The sequence below is a fragment of the Paenibacillus humicola genome, assembly GCF_028826105.1.
GTDB lineage: Bacteria > Bacillota > Bacilli > Paenibacillales > Paenibacillaceae > Paenibacillus_Z > Paenibacillus_Z humicola.
The window spans coordinates 338,475-356,252 of record NZ_JAQGPL010000001.1 but is presented as its reverse complement, the minus strand read 5'-3'; the positions used below and the strand labels follow the sequence as shown (position 1 = coordinate 356,252).

At 58.7% G+C, this 17,778-nt stretch carries 15 protein-coding genes; 5 read left to right on the top strand and 10 right to left on the bottom strand.

Annotated features, from left to right (window positions below):
- The first annotated feature begins 43 nt into the window (after positions 1 to 43).
- Positions 44 to 532 carry a CBO0543 family protein gene (locus tag PD282_RS01670; RefSeq protein WP_274648659.1) on the top strand — a complete coding sequence of 163 codons (489 nt, stop codon included), beginning with the start codon at positions 44 to 46 and terminating at the stop codon, positions 530 to 532.
- A gap of 79 nt (positions 533 to 611) precedes the next feature.
- Here the strand turns inward: PD282_RS01670 and PD282_RS01665 are convergent, their stop codons facing one another.
- Positions 612 to 1,298 (bottom strand): TetR/AcrR family transcriptional regulator, encoded by a 687-nt coding sequence (locus PD282_RS01665; protein ID WP_274648658.1) that lies wholly within the window; start codon positions 1,296 to 1,298, stop codon positions 612 to 614.
- A gap of 178 nt (positions 1,299 to 1,476) precedes the next feature.
- On the opposite strand from PD282_RS01665, the gene PD282_RS01660 reads away from it, so the two are divergent.
- The 4 genes from PD282_RS01660 (at position 1,477) to PD282_RS01645 (ending at position 5,096) form a co-directional block, all read left to right on the top strand.
- Complete coding sequence (locus PD282_RS01660) at positions 1,477 to 2,940, top strand: MDR family MFS transporter (RefSeq protein WP_274648657.1); 1,464 nt, start codon at positions 1,477 to 1,479, stop codon at positions 2,938 to 2,940.
- A 273-nt stretch (positions 2,941 to 3,213) separates the two neighbouring features.
- Entirely contained in the window at positions 3,214 to 3,429 is a 216-nt protein-coding gene (locus PD282_RS01655) for a hypothetical protein (RefSeq protein ID WP_274648656.1), read from the top strand.
- 208 nt (positions 3,430 to 3,637) lie between these two features.
- Entirely contained in the window at positions 3,638 to 4,459 is an 822-nt protein-coding gene (locus PD282_RS01650) for a hypothetical protein (RefSeq protein ID WP_274648655.1), read from the top strand.
- Between the two features lie 214 nt (positions 4,460 to 4,673).
- Positions 4,674 to 5,096 (top strand): SHOCT domain-containing protein, encoded by a 423-nt coding sequence (locus PD282_RS01645; protein ID WP_274648654.1) that lies wholly within the window; start codon positions 4,674 to 4,676, stop codon positions 5,094 to 5,096.
- Between the two features lie 205 nt (positions 5,097 to 5,301).
- Here the strand turns inward: PD282_RS01645 and gntK are convergent, their stop codons facing one another.
- The 9 genes from gntK to PD282_RS01600 form a co-directional block, all read right to left on the bottom strand.
- Complete coding sequence (gene gntK / locus PD282_RS01640) at positions 5,302 to 6,822, bottom strand: gluconokinase (protein ID WP_274654972.1); 1,521 nt, start codon at positions 6,820 to 6,822, stop codon at positions 5,302 to 5,304.
- Positions 6,823 to 7,150: 328 nt separating this feature from the next.
- Positions 7,151 to 7,912, bottom strand: a complete 762-nt coding sequence (locus PD282_RS01635) for a GntR family transcriptional regulator (RefSeq protein WP_338045151.1) — start codon at positions 7,910 to 7,912, stop codon at positions 7,151 to 7,153.
- A 166-nt stretch (positions 7,913 to 8,078) separates the two neighbouring features.
- A complete protein-coding gene (locus PD282_RS01630) occupies positions 8,079 to 8,483 on the bottom strand; it encodes a DUF2203 domain-containing protein (RefSeq protein ID WP_274654969.1) in 405 nt (134 codons plus the stop codon).
- A 60-nt stretch (positions 8,484 to 8,543) separates the two neighbouring features.
- Positions 8,544 to 9,524: a methyltransferase gene (locus PD282_RS01625; protein WP_274648653.1), complete on the bottom strand. Its 981-nt coding sequence runs from the start codon at positions 9,522 to 9,524 to the stop codon at positions 8,544 to 8,546.
- Positions 9,525 to 9,814: 290 nt separating this feature from the next.
- Entirely contained in the window at positions 9,815 to 12,682 is a 2,868-nt protein-coding gene (locus PD282_RS01620) for an alpha-mannosidase (RefSeq protein WP_274648652.1), read from the bottom strand.
- Positions 12,679 to 13,998, bottom strand: a complete 1,320-nt coding sequence (locus PD282_RS01615; protein WP_274648651.1) for a glycoside hydrolase family 125 protein — start codon at positions 13,996 to 13,998, stop codon at positions 12,679 to 12,681. The genes PD282_RS01620 and PD282_RS01615 overlap by 4 nt, the downstream gene beginning before the upstream one ends.
- Positions 13,999 to 14,052: 54 nt before the next feature.
- The gene (locus tag PD282_RS01610; protein WP_274654968.1) at positions 14,053 to 14,970 is read right to left on the bottom strand and encodes a carbohydrate ABC transporter permease; all 918 of its coding nucleotides are present in this window, start codon (positions 14,968 to 14,970) and stop codon (positions 14,053 to 14,055) included.
- Between the two features lie 39 nt (positions 14,971 to 15,009).
- Entirely contained in the window at positions 15,010 to 15,948 is a 939-nt protein-coding gene (locus PD282_RS01605; protein ID WP_274648650.1) for an ABC transporter permease, read from the bottom strand.
- A 227-nt stretch (positions 15,949 to 16,175) separates the two neighbouring features.
- A complete protein-coding gene (locus PD282_RS01600; RefSeq protein WP_274648649.1) occupies positions 16,176 to 17,702 on the bottom strand; it encodes an ABC transporter substrate-binding protein in 1,527 nt (508 codons plus the stop codon).
- Positions 17,703 to 17,778: the final 76 nt, after the last annotated feature.

Sequence of the window (17,778 nt, the reverse complement as noted above, 5' to 3'; positions counted from 1 at the left end):
TACTAGAAACGACCATTTCAATTTATGGTTTGGAGAGGCTCTCATGAATATCGAACTTATGATTTTGATCGGCTCCATCGCCTTCACCGTTTTGATCCTTCCGCTGCTCATTAAACGGGACAGGCTGCTCGATGCGCTGATCAGCTTTTCCGTCATGCAGGCCATGACCTGGCTGTTCGGCGCTTTGGTGGTCGAAGAACGGCTCATCGAATACCCCGCCGATTTTTTCAATTTTGCGACACGGACAAGCTTCACCTTCGAATATTTCATTTTCCCGGCGGTCGGCGCCATCTTCAACGTCCATTATCCCCGCGGCAGCAGCCGATTCGTCCAGGCGCTGTATATACTCGGCATCCCCGGGGCGATCACGGCTGCGGAGGTGTTGATCGAGCACTATACGAAAATCATCGATTACGTGGATTGGAAATGGGAGTACAGCTTTTTGTCCATGACGGCTACGCTGCTGCTCTCTTACGGGTATTACCGCTGGTTTATCGGAAGAATAAGGCGGTCCCGCCTGCCGGAAGTCTGAACGGTTTCCCAACAAAAGCAAAGGACCGTCCCTTCAGGCGCGAAGCCGGGGAACGGTCCTTGTCGCTGCACGGGCCCGATCAAGCGATGCCGTGCATAATTTTTTTGACGAGAGTTTCCATTTTGGCGTTCATTTCATTGTCGTCCACCCGCTCCGCCGCCTGCGGCGTCAGCAGCTGCCGCTTCTTGATCAGGTAGTAATCGTACAGCGCCCCGCGCAGCGTCAAATTGCGCTTCATCAGGTACACCGGATCGATTAAACTACGGAACATGAGCTCGTCCTGAATGATCAGCAGCACCGGATTCTGCTTATAGAAGGCGCCCGTCTCCATGCCGGCCTCGTAAAATTCCCGCAGCCGCTCATTCCGCTGGCCGATTGCCGCATCCATCCTCTCGTACTGAGCGGGCAGCGTCTCGCGCAAATCGTTCAGAAAAGGATCGCTGGCGTAATTGACGATCAGCATCGTCTGGGTAAAGCTTCGCTGAAATTTCTCCCCGAACGGTACGTCCGGTTCGTTCAAATATTGCTTGTAAACCTCCACAACGTTCTCGATCAGCCGCTCGACAAGCAGCGTCACGATTTCTTCCTTGGAGCTGAAATATTTATACAAGGTCGCCTTGGAAATATCCATGTATTTCGAGATATCGTCCATGCGCAGCGACTGAAAACCGGATGATTTGATCGGGTGCAGCAGCTTGGCAGCAAATCTCGTTTTGCATTCCGGGTCCTGGTAACGGAAACTGGTCTGGTCCTCCTGAATGGCCATCAGCGCTCTCCCCCTTTCTTCTCCTCAGTATAAACAATTTTAACCTTACGGTAAACTGAACTGTACCGATTAAACCGATTTATATAAAATCAGTTTACTTTGTTTTAAAGATGGTGTATGATCTAAACCATCTTACGGACGAATGTCCGATACGGCAGGAAAGGAATGAAAGACGGTTATGCAAAACGAAACGAATACCATCCGCTTTTGGCCGGTCATGCTGGCTATATTTTTCGGTTCTTTTTTAAGCATCCTCGGCATCAGCTCGATTAATATCGCGCTGCCGGTCCTGATGAACGAATTTAGCTCCGATCTCGGCACGGTGCAGTGGGTGCTCACCGGATTTATGCTTTCTCTTGGCGTCGTCGCGCCGCTCACCGGGTATTTGGGGGACCGCTTCGGCTATAAAAAGGTGTATCTCTACGCGATGGCCGGCTTCGTCGTTTTTTCGCTGCTCTGCGCTTTGTCGTGGAATATGTCTTCCCTGATCGCCTTCCGGATCGCCCAGGGCGCGTTCAGCGGACTGGTGCTGCCGGCAACGATGACGATTATTTTTCAGGTCATGCCGATGGACAAACGAGCGTTCGCCATGAGCATCTGGGGCTTATCCGCCACGCTCGCGCCCGCCTTCGGCCCGACGATCAGCGGCTGGCTGATCGATCATTACAGCTGGCCCTGGCTGTTCTTCTTCAACATCCCGATCGGCGTCGTCGCAATCCTGTTCATTCAATGGATGATTCCCGATTACCGGGTCAGCACCGGCAAGCCGCTGGACAAATCCGGCCTTGCCGCCGTCATCCTCAGCAGTGCGTCGCTGCTGCTTGCGCTCAGCGAAGGGCGCGAATGGGGCTGGACGTCCGGGCGCACGCTCGGCCTGCTCGCGGCGGGAGTTGTTCTGCTCGCACTCTTTATTGTTCGCGAGCTGAAGGCCCGCCATCCGCTGCTGAACCTGCGCGTCTTCGGCAACGGGCGGTTTTCGGTCACGCTTGTATCCAGCACCATTATCACGATCAGCCTGTATTCCGGAACGCTGCTGGTGCCTCTCTTCCTGCAAAATGTCCAGGCGGTCACACCGCTCGACGCCGGCATCATTATGCTTCCCGCCTCGCTTATTATGGCGCTGGCGATGCCGCTTGCGGGTAAGCTGTATCCGGCGATCGGCCCGCGGTGGATGGTCGTCGGCGGCATCGTGCTCATCCTCGTCGGCAGCTATGAGATGACGCGTCTGCAGCCCGATACGTCCTATCTCTTCGTGATTTTATGGATGGCCGTCCGCAACATCGGCGTTTCGATGGCCTACACCGCAGCCAGCACGGCGGGCATGGAGGAAATTCCGCCGGAGCTGACCGGCCACGCCTCTTCGGTTTCGAACTGGGTGCGAAACGTAGGCGGCTCGTTCGCCATCGCGCTGTTTACGTCGCTGCTCATCTCGCACGCTTCGCGGCATGCGGGCGAACTCGCGGCAGGCGGCCGGCAGACCGGCGCCGCAGGCCTTGCTTATACGATGAGCGTAAACGACGTGTTTATGGCGGCGACGGTCATCGCCGCTATCGCTCTGCCTTTCGGCCTTCTGGCCGGCAAGAAGCGGCAGCTCAAAGCGGCGCCCGCCGCCGCGGCAGGGGCGCAGGAGCAAACCGCCTGATCCTATTCGTGCGCAGCCGCGCCTTGATATAGATTCGTCAAGTCCCTGGGAGCTTCAAGACCCGGGGCTTGTTTATTTCAACCGCCGCGGATTTCGAAGCTTGCAACATGGAGCTCGGCCCGATAAGCTTGAAGAGAACGGACAGCGCCGCGGCGGTCACCGCCGCCCGTGCGCGAATCCATCCGCAGGCCGTGCCGGTCCGTTACGAGAAGCGGAGCGAGAATCGGCATTTTTCACCGTGCGAAAGCAGGGTATTTGGGGAGGCAGGAAGCAATGGCGTTGAACAGGCGGCTGATCAGCGATGCGGATTTTCAGGAGGCGCTCGACCGGCGGACCACGATCCGTGTTTTTCAGGACGATCATATCATCGATTCAGGCAGCGTAATCGTGCGCTTCGATGAGCGGACGATCGTGACACAGTCCGGGGTCAGCGAGCTCGCTTATCATTCCAGGGCGGAATGCGAATTTTTCGAGATCAAAAAACGGTAGTCGTCCGATTGTGCGCCGAGGCAAAACCGCAAACATTTGTTCGCAAAAACCATTGACGGCTGCAGGGCATTACGCTATAGTAAAAAGCATATCGCATTCTTGATCGGAAGCACCGGTAAGAAATGGCGTTCGACACGCCGTTTTTTCCGGTGCTTTTTGCGTTGGAGTCCGAAATGGCATTGGAATGAGGAAAGGGGAGCCGAATATCATGAAAGCATCCATTTTTGTCCGGTCGTTTGCGGCGTTTCTTACGCTGCTGCTTCTGTCGATTTTGCCGCCGGCATTGGCGGGCGCCGCCGCCTTCGAAAGCACGCCGTCGCTGAAAGCCGCGCTGGCGAAAACCGCCGCCTCGGACGGAGGCCGCCTGCAGGCGGCCATTAACAGCCGCTACGGCGAGTTTGAAGCATTGCGGAAGCAGGAAACCACGCTGGATAAACGCATACAAGAGATCCACGGCGCGAACGGAACGAAGCTCACTCTGCTGCGCAAGCGGATCGGCTTGATCGATGCGGATAAAGTGGCCAAATTGGAGCAGGAGCTGAGCCGGACCAAAGGCCGGTATGAGCCGCTCTTCAATCTGTACACGGCGCAGAACAAGCAAGTTTCGCTGGCCCGGTCGTTCGGCGACAAAACGCTGGTCTCGGTGCTGCGGACGCAGGCGGAGGCGACGAAAGCCGCCGTTCAAATTGCCCGGCTCGATATCCATACGAAGGAGGCAAAGCTGAAGGCGGCCAAACGCGAGCGAAGCGATAAAATGAATCGTGCGCGAAAAGCGCTGTCAGCCGTCGATCCGCTCGGCAAGCAAATCAAAGCACAGCGGAGCGCGGCGTCCCTTCATAAGAAGCATGCCGCGGCGGAATGGACGAATTTCACGAAAGCGGCGAGGAAAACCGATGCCGGGCGAGCCGCGAGCGCGCTTGCCGCGCTAACGGATTTCCAGCGCCGGCTGCTCGCGCAAAAGACGAATATTTTAACGCTCGAAAACCAAATCGCCGCGATCGCGGCGAAGGTGGACGGGCAGGTCCGCTAGGCAGCTTACGATGCGCCCGGACGGCATTTTAACAAAATTTAAACCGGTCTTCAGTTCGCTTTAAGGTTGGTCGGTTACGATAAGTATGCAACCGAATTCATCATCCGCCGTAGTAGGTAAGAAGCGGACTGCCGGACGGCAGCGCAAATGTCCACTCTTCCCATGGCCGATATATACAGGCTACATAAGAATGCTTTTGAAAAGAGGTTAGCCCATGAATCCGAAACGAATTATTATCGTCGGCACCATGGCGTTTGTCATTACGGTTTCCGGCGGGATTTGGGCCGATAAAACGAGCGCTTCCCCGCTGAGCAAATCGGGCTCCTTCAAAACGAAAGACGGCGGCACCCCGGCCCGGCATCATACGGCGGGACAGGATGCGTTCCTGAGAGGTCTCGGCGCTTCTTCCGACGAGGATGTCTTCACCGCCTTGTATAACGGCAAATCGCTGGCCGATATCGCCGCGGCGAATCATGCGGACATCCAGAGCATTATCGATTTGCAGGTATCGGAATTGACGCGGCAGCTGCAGGAGCGGCTCGCCCGCGGCAGTATCACGCCGGATCAATTCGAAGCGCAGAAGGCCGAACTGCCCGGTCTGATCACGGGCAGCGCATACGGCGCGAGCAAAGCGTGAGCCGCGGCAGAGCTGCCGCACAGGGCCGGCTCATCAAGCCGGACGACGCACGATTGCTGCTTTCATGCATGAGCGGACAAGCCCGCAAGATCGACGCATGACGAAGCAGCCCCGAACGGGTTTCCACCCCCGTCCGGGGCTGCTTTTTTGTCTCGCGGCCGGCTTGTCTATCGCCCATCTCGGAAGCCGCAGCTCTGATTCGATGCTACTGAAACAGTTTCTCCTGGTATTTGGCAATCGTTTCGTACTCGTCTTCGAGCTTGCGCGCCAGGCTGATATACACCGGCAGCAGCTCATGATAAACCGCAGCCGCCTCCGGGTTGGGCTCATGCTCATGCGTCGACCCGACCATACCGGAGACGATGCCGAGCGAATCCGTTTTTCCGAGCGCGTACAAGCCGAGCACCGCGGCGCCGAGACAGGAGCTTTCGATGCTCTCGGGCACGACGACGCTCTGGTCGAAAATGTCGGCCATCATCTGGCGCCAAAGCGCCGATCGTGCGAAGCCGCCGGTCGCTTTGATCACCTTCGGCCGGCCGGTCGTTTCCGTCAGCGCGAGCAGCACCGTGTACAGATTATAGATCACGCCCTCCAGCACGGCCCGGATCATGTGCTCCTTCTGGTGATGCAGCGTCAGACCGAAGTAAGAGCCGCGCGCGTGCGGATTCCATAACGGGGCGCGTTCTCCCGTCAGGTAGGGATGAAAGATGAGTCCGTCCGAGCCGGGCCGGACGTGCTCGGCGATCCGGGTCAGGATGTCGTACGGGCTGATGCCGAGCCGCTTCGCCGTCTCCACTTCCGAGGCAGCCAGCTGGTCGCGCACCCACCGAAAAATGACGCCGCCGTTATTGACCGGCCCCCCGATAACCCAGTGCTTCTCCGTCAGCGCGTAGCAGAAATAGCGGCCCTTCGGGTCGGTCGCCGGCCGGTCGATGACCGTGCGGATCGCGCCGCTTGTCCCAATCGTGACGGCCACGACGCCGGGATCGATCGCGTCGACGCCGAGATTGGAGAGGACGCCGTCGCTCGCGCCGACAATAAACGGCGTCGAAGGCGCAAGTCCCATTTCCGCCGCGTACGACTTGTCCATATCCTGAAGCTTGTACGTAGTCGGTACAAGCCGGCTGAGACGGTCTGCGGTAATGCCCGCAATCCGCAGCGCCTCCTCGTCCCAGTCCAGCCGCTGTAAATTCAGCATCCCCGTGGCGGATGCGATCGAATAATCGACGACATATTCGCCAAACAGCTTGGCGAGCACATACTCTTTAATCGAAACGAATTTGCTCGCCCGGTCGAACAGCTCGCGGCGTTCCTCGCGCAGCCACATGAGCTTCGTGATCGGCGACATCGGATGAATCGGCGTGCCGGTTCTCAGATAAAGCTCATGTCCGTTCAGCTCCCGCTTCAGCCGTACCGATGACGCGGAGCTGCGGTTATCCGCCCAGGTCAGGCAGCGCATGAGCGGCTTGCCGTCACCATCGATCGGGATGACGCTGTGCATGGCGGAGCTGAACGAGACGAACAGGATCCGCCGGGGCGGAACGCCGCTCACGGCCTGTTTGACGGCGCGGACGACGGCGGCGAATATTTCGTCCGCGTCCTGCTCGGCGACGGACGGAGTCGGCGTATACAGCGGGTATTCTTCGTTAGCCGTTGCGGCCACCTTGCCGCTAAGTTCGAACAGAACGGCCTTCGTGCTGGTCGTTCCGATATCGATGCCGAGCATATAATCGGTATGGGTCACGGGTTAACCTTCTTTCGTTTGAGATGAACCTTGCCGGTTATGATGAACCTTAGCCGATTTCAAAAACGTACTCGGAATGTTCAACCGGGCAAGCCCATTCGGATCCGTTTTCAACATTCGCTGCCGCAGTGTGCGGAAACGTAACCGTTCCTTTTGGCGGCCATTTACATTTCGCCGGCTGCCGTCATCCAGCCCGCTATTTTCGCAGCCCATTATTTTTGGCTGCGCACACAGCTCCCTAGTGCGCGCTGTGGCGGCGCATAATGGCAATGACCCGCATGTTCCCGGACTCCGGGAGGCGCAGGGTCGGTCAGCTGCGGCCGATACTGCGGTACAGCGTCGCAAGCGAGTCGGCGAAATAACCGCGGACAACCTCCTCGATCCGGGAGCCGTCCTTCGACTCGAGCGCATGGATGATCAGCCGGTGTTTGTTGACGACCGCCTCGATCGCTTCATCCGTTCTTGCAAAAACGTCTTCGGTCGTCACCAGCATCACCGTCATCACGACGTTCCGGATGCTCTTCCACAAATGCAGCATTCTCGCATGACGCGCTTCCGCAACGATCGCATCGTGGAACGACATATCGTGCCAGGCAAATTCGGCGATATCGCGATGTCTCACCGCCAGCTCCATTTTGTCGACGATGTGCCGAAGCCGCTTCAGAAGAGCGCCGGTTTCGAACCGGGAAACGCGCAGCTGAACGAACCGTTCGATCAAATGCCGCACGTCGTACAGCTCCTCGACATCTTGCAGCCCCAGTCCGAGCACGACCGCTCCCATCCGTTCCGGACGGATCAGGCCTTCCCCCGCCAGCAGCTTGAACGCGTCCCTCACCGGCGAGCGGCTTGAGCCGTAATCGCCCGCGATCCGGTTCTCGGACAACACCTCGCCCGGCGCGATGGCGCCCGTAACGATGCGCAGCCGGATTTCGCAGGCGATCTCCTCGCCGCGGGAAAGCCCTCGCAGCCAAGCCGCCGGATATTGATCGATCACGTGCACACTCCCGTTCATCAGCTTGATTTTAACGCCGGATTGCCAGATGCGGCTAAAAATAAAAAACGCTGAAACCACCGCGATGAGGCTCGATCCAAACGTAAAATGTATGATTCGTACACTTGTATACAACATTGTCATCGTACCTTGTTCCGGCTCGCATGTAAATCTTTCTTTGACGTTAAGCGTTTTCATCTTTTGGAAGCAAGCCGCCCAAAGGTTTATCCTGAAGCCTGCCCTTCCTTTAAGCTTCGGGGTGCCGTTTTCGTCCGATGAAGCCTTCGTCCCAGCCGTGATAATACGCGACGCGTTCTTCACCCTGCTTCCAGCAGATGAGCGCGTTTCGCCCGTCTACGACGGCGGGAAAGTCGATCAGGCCGGGGTCGATCATTTTGAGCAGCACGCCTTTGCGTGAAAAATTGTCAATCATGAGGTCGGCTTCCATCCGCATAAACTCGAGCTTCGCCTCCTGCTCGAAGAACGGATCGGCACCTCCCTCTGCACTGCGGCCAGCCGGCCGGCCTTCGGCTGCCTTCCGCTTGCGCAGCTCGGCGGACTGGTCCGCAAACTGCGCCGTCAGCCGCTGCAGCTTCTGCAAATCCCGGTTCAGCTCCGGCAGCATCGCATTCGCTTCGCTCAGCGTAAACATTTTATGCACCGCAGGTCCTCCTCTCCCGCATGTATAGAGGGCGGTTCTCCATGCTTAACCTTAAACCGGACGACATTCCACCGCATACCGTCCCGCCGGCTGCCGCACGGCAGCCGTTACCTCCAGTCCGCTTGCACGGGCAATCTCCCGAAACTCGGACAGCGTATTGGTTTTGCCGCCCAGCAGAACCATCTCGATGGTCAGCTTCCGCGGCGCATCGTCGGGCGTAACCCCGCCCAGAACCATCACTCTCCCGGAAGGACGCGCCGCTTCCGCGCAGCGCCGCAGGATCGCCGCCGTCTCCCGGTCGGGCCAGTTGCTGAGCACGCTTTTCAGCAGGTACAGATCCGCGCCCGCAGGCAGCGGATCAAAGAAGCTCTGGCCGACTGCCGTCACGCGGCCGGCCACGCCGGCGTTCCGGAAGGTTTCCGCCGAACGGGCCGCGGTTGCCGGAAGGTCGACGAGCGTGCCGCGAATCTCGGGATGAGCCTTAAGTATCTCCGCAAGCATCGCTCCCGTGCCTCCGCCGACGTCGACCACGCTCCGAATCGGTCCCCATCCCCCGGTAACCGGGATATCCGGATCCGGGATGCCGTGCCCGGCCGGCCCCATCAACGCATCGAAGCTCTCCGCAAGCTCCGGATGGGCGGCCAGGTCTTCCCAGAACGGCAGGCCGAAAAAGGCGGCATAGCCTGAAGCCCCGGTCCGGACATAGGCCGGCAGCGTTCCCCAGGCCAAAGCGAAACGGCCGCCGATGCCGTTCAGATCGGGACGCCGGGACGGATCGAGCAGCCCTTTGGATACGTCGTTCAGCGCAAACCGCCCCGGCTGCGGCTCTTCGAAGACGCCTTTATCCGCAAGATATCCGAGGACATTGTGCAGGGCATAGGCGTCGCAGCCCGCCGCCGCGGCAAGGGCCTCTACATCGTCCGTTCCAGCGGCGATATGGTTGGCAATGCGAAGCGTGCCCACGACATGGATACACCACGGGGTGCAAAGATCGCTCAAAGCTTCGAGATCGGGACCTTTTTCTGCGGACATGCCGTAACGCCTCCGTCTTATCCTTTTTCGCCAAGTTTCCAAGTATGCCCATTATAGCACGGGCACTAGTCGTTCTCAATGAAGGCGCGCTCGGAACGGCTATGAGAAAGGCGGGATTCGCCGCCCCTTCGAAGACGAACTGCCTGCTGAAGGAACATCAGGTTCACAGGCGGCAGCTCCATGAAAACCAGCCGGGATCTAGACAGTAATGCTGGTTGTCCGCCTCCAGGGATAGCGTATCAAACAAGAAGAAGCATCCGAAACGGCCCCAGCCGTTCCGGATGCTTCTGTTATGATTTGCTGCAGACGGCGCCCAGCGTCACAATCTCGCATGGACCGGCTGCAAGCGTCGCTCGCCCGCCGACCGGGCCGGCAGACAGGGCATCGCCCCGCTGCTCTAAAATGCCGCTTTTATAGAAGCCGCCAATATTAAGGTCCTGCGCCGCGCAGACCGAAAGCTCGGCCACCTCAGGCATCATGTTGAACCACCGGAGCATCAGGTCGCCGGTTTCAGGGCTCCTTGTCAGCGACGAGAAAGCGAGACCCGCGCCTGTCCACTCCAACAGCGCGCCGGATGAGGCGAGCTTGCCCCGGTGAACCCCGGTCTGGCAGACCGTCCACGGCGTCTGATATTGATAGGCGTCCGCATAGGCCTCCAGCCGCGAATCGTCGCCGCCGTGCGGCAGCACTCGCATTCGGGCAGTATGCTGGCCGATGCACTGCGCCTCCGGCGTCGGGAAGACGCCCCAATCGCCCAGCTCGCCGACGGCGCGCAGCAGCGTGACGGCGATCGTATTCCTTCCGTCGCGCAATATCTCGTACTCGTTCAGCCCAAGGTTTGCGACCGTCAGCCCCGCTTCCGCTTCGCTGACGTCCACGAACGCCTGCTGGTGCTGGCAGTTGCTCGGATTCTCCCACTCGGCCGCCGGCTCGGTGTCCCGGACCGCCACTTCAAAGATCGAATCCGCCCGGTGCCGCGCCGCTTGCAGGTCGGTCGGGAACAGCGCGCGGATGCGGTGGTCCTTCGCCCGGTTGTCGAACGAAACCTCGAAGTCCACGCCTTTGCCCCCGCGCTCCAGCCGGACGATCGTCTTCAGCGTCAGCGGCACGAGCTCGCTTACGCGCTTGCCGCGGCGATACGGGAAATAGACGACTTCCCGCTTCTCCCGCTCGAACGTCTCGTCCCCGCCGGCGGGAACCTTCCATTCGTGCACGATTTCAAGCGCCGCCCGGTACGGTGTATCTTCCACGACGCGCACCGAAGCGGGCATCCCCTTCGTCGTCAGCGGCGTCTCGCCGTCCGGCTGCCGGTACATATACTCGTTGCCGATGTCGCCGGTATCCTCGAACACGAGCAGATCCCGGTACGTCCGGCCGCTTGCCCGGTCCGTCAGCGTCAGCGAACCGTCCGCCGCAGCCTCGACGCGGATCCGCCCGTTGTCGAGCACGCGTTCGCCGTCGACCAAGGAAGCGGCGCCGCCGGTGTGCGCCGCCGGGGATACGGGAACCGATGCTTGCTTGCCGGATGTTCCCGCTTCTTCTGCCGCGCCGGCCGATGCCGTTGGCTCGCCGGATGCTCCCGCTTCTCCTGCCGTGCCGGCCTTATCCGCCGCAGCGCCGCCTTCCGCCCAGGCGTAGCTTGCCCAGCCGAGCGCCGGCACACCTTCCGCCGCGAACGTCAGTTTCACCCGGCGGCACATGTACGGCTGGCGGAAGCGGTCGTCCGGCAGGTCGTAGCCGAACTGCAGCCCCAGGTCCTCCACCGTGCAGGCAGCCGTTTCGCCTTTATCGCTGACCAGCACCCGGCCCGACAGGTCAAGCGCCTCCAGGCGGCGGTTCATCTCCGGGAACCGGATACCGTCGCGGAAATAAATCCGCTCGGCGTCGAGCTCGACCTCGACCGTCCCGCTGCGCTCCGTGCCGGACGTATTAAACACGACGAACGGCACGGCGCCCGGCCGCTTGCTGAAGCCGGACGTATCAACCGCTTCGGCCAGCGCACGCTTGCTGTCGTCCACGATCGTCTCCGCCACGTGGCGGCTTTTCGCAAAGCGCGTCACCATCTCTTGATGCACCTCGTCGACGCTGCAGCCGCAAATGCTGTCATGCGGGTGGTTCTGCATAAGCGTTTTCCATGCGTAGGTGAACAGGTGGTGCGGATATTCCGCCCCGCCCAGCGCCGAGGCCATCGAAGCGAGCGGCTCGGCCGCCCGCTCCAGCAGCGCCTGGCCCCGCTGGTTCATCTGCTTCAGATACACGCGCGCCGAAGCCGTGTTCACGAGCGTCGACCAGCCGTCCGTCCGCTGGCTGCGCAGCTCGCCCTTTACGACGGACAGCGGGCGGTTCTGCGCGCCGCGCACGGCGGCCAAGTAATCGGAGAAGTTCGAATGGACGAACTCCGTATCGGGGAAGAGCTTCCGCGCCATGCGGATCGCCTCCGGCAGGTCGGTCTGGATCGGCTGGTGGTCGCAGCCGTTCATGAACAGCAGCTCGCCGGTCGAGGCGTATTTCTCCGCGTCCGCCAGCTTGCGCTCCCAAAACGCCTGCGCCTCCGCCTCGTCCGCCGGCACCTCGTTGCCGTTGCTGTACCAGTTGGCGAACAGGATGCCGAGCACCTGCGAGCCGTCCGGCCCTTCCCAGACCAGCTCCGAAAACGACGATTCGTATTCGGCGTCGGCGATCGTATTGTTGAAGCCCGTCGGCTTCACGCCGCGGCCGAATACGGCGTTATCGATGCCGGCCTGCAGCATAAGCTGCGGCGCCTGGCCGATGTTGCCGAACGTGTCGGGAAAATAGCCGACCTTGGCGGGCCTGCCATAGCGCAGGGCGTCCCGGTGCCCGATCTGCATATTGCGCACATTCGCCTCGCCGCTCGTCAGGAACGCATCCTGCAGGATGTACCACGGACCGATGACGATGCGGCCGGCGCGGATCAGCGCCTCGAGCCGCTCGCGGTTTTCCGGCCGGACCTGCAGGTAATCCTCCAGAATGGCCGTCTGGCCGTCCAAATAAAAGCTCCGGTACTCCGGCTCGCGCTCCATCGTATCGAGCAGCGTATCCATCAGCGCGACAAGCCGTACGTGATGCTTCTCGTAAGGCAGATACCATTCCCGATCCCAGTGAGTGTGCGAAATGATGTGCGCCTTCCGCCCGCTCACAGCAGCTCCTCCTTCATCGCCTTGTAAACCAGCTGCGAGAACAGGCTGTTCGACCAGGCGAACCAGCTGCGCGTGAAGACGGCCGGATCGTCGGCATGAAACCCTTCGTGCATAAAGCCGGTATCGGCGTCGGTCGACTCAAGCATGTCGATCATCGCCAGCTTCTCCTCCTTGGAAGAAGCGGTCAGCCCCTGCATGGACAGGCCCATGTGCCAAATGTAGCCGGGCGGCGTATGCGGACTGCCGACCCCTTTGGCCGCTTTGCCTTCGTAATAGAACGGATTCTCCCTGCTGAGGGAGAAGCGCCGCGTATTTTGATAAACCGGGTCTTCCGCGCCCACATAGCCGAGATACGGGATCGAAAGCAGGCCGGGCGTGCCGGCGTCGTCCATCAGGCAGTAGTTGCCGAAGCCGTCCGTCTCGTAGGCATAAATCGGGCCGAACTCCGGATGGCGGTAAATGCCGTACAGCTTAATCCCGTGGTCGATGTCGGCCTCCAGCTTCTTGAGCTCGTCCAAAAACGCGAGATCGCGAAACACCCACTCCGCGAATTCCTGCATCTGACGCAGCGTTGCGACGATAAACATGTTGCCCGGAATGTTATAGTGAAAATCGCAGGCGTCGTCGCTCGAACGAAAGCCGGACCAGACCATGCCCGTATAATTGACCGGCATGCCGAGGCCGTTATTGCGCAGCGAGTCGGTCGGAATCCCGTTGTTTCGCGTAAAACGGTACGGCGACAGCTCGAAATGCCGCTGCTCCGTTTTCCACAGGTCGACGATCGTTCGCATCGCGGATTTGAAGCCGGCATCGAAAATATCCGTCCGTTCCGTCGCTTTCCAGTACAAATAAGCGAGCCGCATCGTGAAGCAGACCGAATCGATCTCGAACTTCCGCTCCCATACCCAGGGCGACATGTCCGTCTCGTCCGTCGTGTTCCAGTGCCAGTCATTGGCCGTTTCGTTGAACGCATTGGCGTACGGATCGATATGGATGTAATGAATATGCCGTTTAATCAGGCCGCCGATGATCCGCTGCAGGCTGGCATCCTCTTTTGCGAGCGGCACGTAATGCACCATCTGCTCGACCGAATCCCGCAGCCAGAGCGCCGGAATGTCCCCCGTAATGACAAAGGTCGTGCCGTCGTCCATCAGCTTGGTAGTCGTTTCCAGCGTATTGGGAAAACAGTTCCGGAACAGCCGGAGCAGCTTGGGGCGGTGCGCCAGCTTCGCTTCCGCTTCCTCCAGCACCTGCTGCACGGCCTCGGGCAGCGGCAGCTTCGGCATCGGGATTTTGGGCAGTCTAAATTGCTCCACGGGCATCGGCTCCTTCGAAATCGTTAATGGGATGTATAATATGCGCCGTAAATATTACTCTTTCACCGCGCCGATTGTCAAACCTTGAATGAAAAAACGCTGGAAAAACGGATAAGCCAGAATAATCGGGCCCGTAGCCAGCACGACCATCGCCATCCGCGACGTATCCTGGGGCAGAGATTGGATAATACCGAAGCCGAGGGACGCATTCTGGGAATTTTGCAAAATGAACTGCATGCTCGTCTCGATCCGCATCAGCATCGACTGCAGCGGCACCAGATTAGGATCGTCAATATACAGCAGCGCGTTAAACCAGTCGTTCCAGTAGCCGAGCGTGCTGAACAGCGCGATCGTGGCCAAGCCCGGCATCGAAAGCGGCAGCACCAGCTTGGTGAAAACCCGCGCTTCGCCCGCGCCGTCGATCCGGCCGGATTCGATAATGGCGTCGGGCACCATCGTGCTGTAAAACGTGCGCATGATCATGATGTAAAAAGCGTTGACGGCGAGCGGCCAAATGAGCGCCCAGACGGTATCCTTCAAATGAAGGAGCTGCGTGGCGACGATGTAGCCCGGCACGAGGCCGCCGTTGAACAGCATCGTGAAAAATGCCATAAACGCAAAGAAATGGCGGTATTTGAAGCTTTTCCGGGAAATCGCGTAAGCGAACAGCGAAATCATGACCAGGCTGATGATCGTGCCGACGACGGTGACGAAAATCGTTACCCCGTAGGAGCGCAGCAGCATATCGCCGGATTTGAAAACGTATTGATAGGCCGCCAGGCTCCATTTGGCCGGAATGAGGGCGTAGCCGTTCTTGGCCAGCGTCGCCTCGTCCGTAAACGAAATGACCATGACAAACAGAAACGGGAATACGCACAGCGCGGCGAATACGGCCGCAATGAGGTTGAAGATGACGTTCCACACCGGCGTAAGCTGCTGAAAATCGCGGCGCTTACTTTTGGCATTCGTCATAAGCACGGCGCAAAACTCCTTTCGGCTATGCGGATGGTTTTAGAACAGCGCATTGTCCTTGTTGAATCTCCGCACGATATAGTTCGACGTGATGACCAGCACGAAGCCGACGAACGACTGGTACAAGCCTGCGGCCGTACTCATGCCGATCTCGCCGTTCACCTTCAACCCGCGGTATACGTAGGTATCGATGACGTTCGTGACGGAATACAGCGTTCCGGAATCGCGCGGCACCTGATAGAACAGCCCGAAGTCCGCGTAGAAAATCCGTCCGATCGCAAGCAGGGTCAGAATCGTAATAAGCGGCGTCAGCAGCGGAATCGTAATGCGGCGGATTTGCTGCCACTTGTTCGCGCCGTCGATCATCGCCGCCTCGTACAGCGATTTGTCGATCCCCATGATGGAGGCCAGATAGACGACGCTGTTGTAGCCGACACCCTTCCACAAGCTGACCAGGACGAGAATGTACGGCCAATATTTCGGTTCGGAATACCATTGAATCGGATCTGCGCCAAGCCCGCTCAGAATCCGGTTAAGCAGGCCCCGGTCCATGCTCAGAAAGCTGAACACAAAGTAGCCGACAATGACCCACGACAGAAAATAAGGAAGAAACATGCCGGTCTGGTACCATTTGGCCAGCCGTTTGTTGGCGATTTCGGACAAAATAACGGCCATTGCAATCGAACAGACCGTTCCCAAAATGATAAACACGAAGTTGTACAGCACCGTATTGCGGGTAATGACCCAGGCGTCGTTCGTCTGGAACAGGAACTTGAAGTTATCGAAGCCGACCCACTTGCTGTTCAGAATGCTGGCGATAAAGCCGTCGGGGTCGAAGCGGTACTGCTTGAAGGAAATGATCGTCCCGAACATCGGCAGGTACGAAAAAAGCAAAAACCAGATCGTGCCCGGCAGAACGAACAGCAGCATCGCCCGGTTTTTGGACACGTCCTTAAAGAAACGCCCGATCGCGCTCATGATGCACCTCCTAAAAGTTTTGTGCAGGGAAACTTCGGAGCATTTGCTGCGCAACAAACCTTGCTTCAGAAGCATCCGCTTGGTTTTGTGAAGGGAAACTTCGGAGCATTTACTTCGCAACAAAACTCGCTTCGGAAGCATTCGCTTAGTCTTCGTGAAGGGTAACCCCGTGCGGATTGAAAAAAAATCGGGCGAATGCTGCCATTCGCCCGATCTTACGAACGCTATTACTTGCCGTTGGCGGCTCTCCAGGCGTCGAGCTGCTTTTGCGCTTCCGCAATAATCTTGTCAATGCCGGCCGCTTTGAATTTCTCGATCGCTTTCGGCAGGTATTCGTCGGGATCGACCGTACCGGTCATCAGCGACGACCAGAACTCGTCCTTCACATTTTGCACGGCGGTAAGCTCGGACGAAACCTTCGTCGCGTCGAAGTTGAAGCCGAGCGTCGGCGCAGCCACGCCGGACGCGTTAAATTTCTTGAACACGTCCCACTTGTCCGCCGGATCGTCCTTCGTGCGGTACGTAATCATGATGTTGCCGAACGTAAAGGTCGGCATATCGTAATCCTTCGACGCCGGCAGGTTTTCCATCACGTCGTCGCCGGTTTTTTTGTAGTGCACGCCTTCGATGCCGGAATCCACCATGTTGCGCAGCACCGGATCGGTATTCAGCAGGTTCAGGAACTCCATCGCCTTCTCCGGATGCTTGGAGTTGGCCGAGATGGCTTGCAGGGAGCCCATGACGGACCAGTTGAAAATATACGCCGGGCTTGCAGGCGTCGAGACAACCGGGTAGCCGTAGCTGGACGACCACAGGTTATCGGCGAACGGCTGCGTCGTTGCCAGGTCGGTAAACCAGGTGCCCGCTTTCTGCAGGTCCGAAGCCGACGTCGTCGTGGCCGCTTCAGGCGAAATGTAGCCCGCTTTGTAGTATTTGTGCATCGTTTCGAGCGTGGATTTCAGCTCCGGCGTCTCGAGAACATCCACGACTTTGTAGTCCTTCTTATCGAGACTGACCGCCATCGGCATGTTTTGGATCAAATAGTCGTACGGCACGTAAGGCATGAACGTTTTGTCCATTGCGAACGGCGTGACGTTCGGTTCTTTTTCCTTGATCGTCTTCAGCAGCGGCTCAAGGCTCTCGAGCGTGTTGACGTTTTTGATATCAAGCTTGTATTTGTCGAGAAACGTCTTGTTGAAGCGCCATACCTGCTGCGCCGGAAGCTCCTTGTTGGCCGGAATGCCGTAGTTGTGGCCGTCGACCTTCGAGCCTGCCAGGAAGGCCGGGTCGAGCACCTGCTTGATGCCTTGGCCGTATTTGTCGAGCAGATCGTCCAGCTGCATGAATGCGCCTTTGCGCGCGTTCTGCACGTAATCGAACGCCCAGGAGCTGGTAAACATAATGTCCATCGGCTCGCCGGAAGCGACAAGGACCTGCATCTTCTGCGTGTAGTCGCCCCAATCGATCATTTTCATATGGACGGTGACGCCGATTTTATCTTTTGTGTATTTGCTGACTTCTTCCATCACTTTGTCCACGTCTTTTTGCGGCGTTCCGATCGTGTACCAAATCAGATCGACCGGCTTGCCGGACGCGTCGCTGCCGCTTGTATTACCGGATGTATTGCCTGAAGCGGAATCGCCTGCCGCGCTGCCGGACTTGTCGCCTCCGCCGGAGCCGCATGCGCTTACAATGACCGAGACGGCCAACAGCAGCGCAGCGAGCAGAGCGAAGCTTTTCTTGGACTTGCTCATCGTGTTCGAATCCTCCCTTTATGTGTATCACGCACTCATTTCACCCTGATTGGGCTACCTTTACACTACCTGATGA

Coding starts and splice junctions, on each gene's coding strand:
- PD282_RS01630 (WP_274654969.1), bottom strand. CDS start 8,483: ATGTTTACGCTGAGCGAAGCGAATGCGATGCTGCCGGAGCTGAACCGG.
- PD282_RS01645 (WP_274648654.1), top strand. CDS start 4,674: ATGAATCCGAAACGAATTATTATCGTCGGCACCATGGCGTTTGTCATT.
- PD282_RS01665 (WP_274648658.1), bottom strand. CDS start 1,298: ATGGCCATTCAGGAGGACCAGACCAGTTTCCGTTACCAGGACCCGGAA.
- PD282_RS01610 (WP_274654968.1), bottom strand. CDS start 14,970: ATGACGAATGCCAAAAGTAAGCGCCGCGATTTTCAGCAGCTTACGCCG.
- PD282_RS01625 (WP_274648653.1), bottom strand. CDS start 9,524: ATGTCCGCAGAAAAAGGTCCCGATCTCGAAGCTTTGAGCGATCTTTGC.
- PD282_RS01660 (WP_274648657.1), top strand. CDS start 1,477: ATGCAAAACGAAACGAATACCATCCGCTTTTGGCCGGTCATGCTGGCT.
- PD282_RS01605 (WP_274648650.1), bottom strand. CDS start 15,948: ATGAGCGCGATCGGGCGTTTCTTTAAGGACGTGTCCAAAAACCGGGCG.
- PD282_RS01600 (WP_274648649.1), bottom strand. CDS start 17,702: ATGAGCAAGTCCAAGAAAAGCTTCGCTCTGCTCGCTGCGCTGCTGTTG.
- PD282_RS01670 (WP_274648659.1), top strand. CDS start 44: ATGAATATCGAACTTATGATTTTGATCGGCTCCATCGCCTTCACCGTT.
- PD282_RS01650 (WP_274648655.1), top strand. CDS start 3,638: ATGAAAGCATCCATTTTTGTCCGGTCGTTTGCGGCGTTTCTTACGCTG.
- gntK (WP_274654972.1), bottom strand. CDS start 6,822: ATGCTCGGCATCGATATCGGAACGACCAGCACGAAGGCCGTTCTGTTC.
- PD282_RS01655 (WP_274648656.1), top strand. CDS start 3,214: ATGGCGTTGAACAGGCGGCTGATCAGCGATGCGGATTTTCAGGAGGCG.